2 protein-coding genes are annotated in these 2,065 nt (G+C 63.6%); one reads left to right on the forward strand and one right to left on the reverse strand.

The annotated features are described in order from the left end of the window. A partial coding sequence (locus DBO33_RS42430; RefSeq protein ID WP_234391498.1) for an endoglycoceramidase I occupies positions 1 to 1,185 on the reverse strand: 1,185 nt, incomplete at its 3' end. 293 nt (positions 1,186 to 1,478) lie between these two features. Between DBO33_RS42430 and DBO33_RS42435 the strand changes: the two genes are divergently transcribed. Beyond that, positions 1,479 to 2,065: monodechloroaminopyrrolnitrin synthase PrnB family protein (locus DBO33_RS42435; protein ID WP_159080866.1), on the forward strand; the 587-nt coding region annotated here is incomplete at its 3' end.

The raw sequence follows: 2,065 nt of genomic DNA on the forward strand, positions 1-2,065 counted from the left end.
GGTGCGGACCAGGTCGCGGCCGATGTCGCCGAGGAAGGGGTCGGGTTTGGGGGCGCCGGGGCCGAAGCTGGAGGCGTAGTGCCAGTATTGCCAGCCGATGAAGCGTTCGTCGGCTCGGGTGAGGGTGTTGCGCAGGACTGTTGCGTCGCCGTCGCCGAATTCCGTTACGAGCGTGGGGATTCCGGTTCGTTTGGTGAAGGAATCGATGTTGCCCCAGGTTTTGTCCTGCTGGACCGGGCATACGCCGCGTAGTTCTTCGGGTAGGCCGAGGTAGATGGCCAGTTGGCTGGGGATGCAGTAGTCGTGCGGTGCGAAGACGATGCCGGGTGAGGTGATCGGTGGGTTCTTGCCCAGGTTGGTCGGCATGGTTTCGTTCCAGGTGACGTTCGGTTCCCAGAAGACCGGGATGCTTGCGTTGCGGGCACGCACGGCGTCGGTCAGCTTCTGCATGGCCGCTTGATATTTGGTGTCGAAGCGGGGGCAGCCGTTCGGGAAGCAGGTGTGGAAGGCCGATCCTGGCCATGGTTCGTTCATCAGCTCGATACCGAGCACGCCGGTGCGTCCCTTGACCTTTTCGGCCAGTGCCGCCAGCGCCGTGCCGAGGTGGTCGAGCACGCCATTGCTGTTGTCCCACACTTCATCCCAGCCACGGTTCATGCTGGGCATCAGGTAGTAGAGCGGGAAGCCGGGGTTCGGTTCCCAGGCGGCCGGTCGCGCACGCAGCGACCATTCCGGAAATCCGTTGCCGCCCCAGATCTTCGACAGTCCGTCCTGGTGGTTGTCGAGCAGCGTGTAAATGCCTTGAGCCGCAAGGGTATCGACCACCGAGGTGATGCGGTCGAGGTAGGCGGTGTCGACGACGCCGCGGGTGGGCATCAGTCCGGCGAAGCTCACGCCGAGCCGCACGGTGTTGAATCCGTGCCGCGCGAGCAGTGCCGCGTCCTGGTCGGTCACGGTGAAGCCGTCACCCGGTTCCACATAAGGCGCTTGCTTGTCGACATTGTTGACTCCGTGCAGCAACACCTTGCGGCCTTGCGCGTCGACGAGATAACTACCCTCGACCCGAATCTGACTGAGCACCGGCGGGGCGGCTTGCGCAGGAATCGGGACCAGGACCGAACATCCGATCGCGGCCACGGCGGCGCCGATCGCGCATTGCCGGGCCCGCGCCCGCACTGCGGCCATCGTCCTCATCATGATTGTTCGCATTGGCTTCCCCGATCCGGTGGCCGACAACAGGCTTAATGGTCACACGTCCAGTTCGAGCGAAACCAGCCATCGCACATCCGGGGATTCCCCACTTGGGCACCAAGCGCAATCAGTTGGCATTTACCCAAAGTTTGCCCAATTCAGCTGCCCGCGATCATGGGATGTTTGTTTGCCTTGCGCACACTGTCGCTCCGGACCGTTCGGGGTGACGGCACGAATGCGCGACCACCTGCGAGTTGTGACGACTCTCAGCAGCAAGAGAGGATCCGATGCCAGCCCTGAAGAAGCGGTCACGCTTGTCCGAACACATCGAGCCGGTCAGTAGCGGAGTCGAACAGATACGCCTCGACGAAGCGTCGTGCCTGCACGTTGCGCACCGCGACCCATTGTCCGCCGACGCAGTGCTGGCGCGGCTGCCCGAACTGAATGCGGCCGCCGATGTGCCGCAACTCGTCACCTCGTTTCGAGAACTGTTGTGGCGAGCCCGGGAAATAGAACTAACTGATGTCGCCGACCGCTTGGCCGCAATGCGCGATGTCGGAATGTTGCTGTCCTCATTGCAACGCCACGGTGTCGAACCGCTCGAAGCCGCACCCGAGGGCACGGACGCGTTGCTCGCATGGGGGCTTTCGGTGGACATGGTCCCGCGCGACACCGTGCTGCATTACGGCGTGTGGAACCCGCGCGGCAAACGTCAGCGCATGTTCCTCGGCGACCGCGAGGAGAACGTCATCATCGACGCCGTCCGAGTCGGCACCGTGCTCATCGACGAAATAGCGCCGACCATCGCCGGATTGGCCGAACTCCACCCTCGCGACGCCGCCTTCGGCGAAATCTGCCACACCGCGGCGGACCA

The sequence above is a fragment of the Nocardia suismassiliense genome (genome assembly GCF_900269665.1).
Classification (GTDB): Bacteria; Actinomycetota; Actinomycetes; order Mycobacteriales; family Mycobacteriaceae; genus Nocardia; species Nocardia suismassiliense.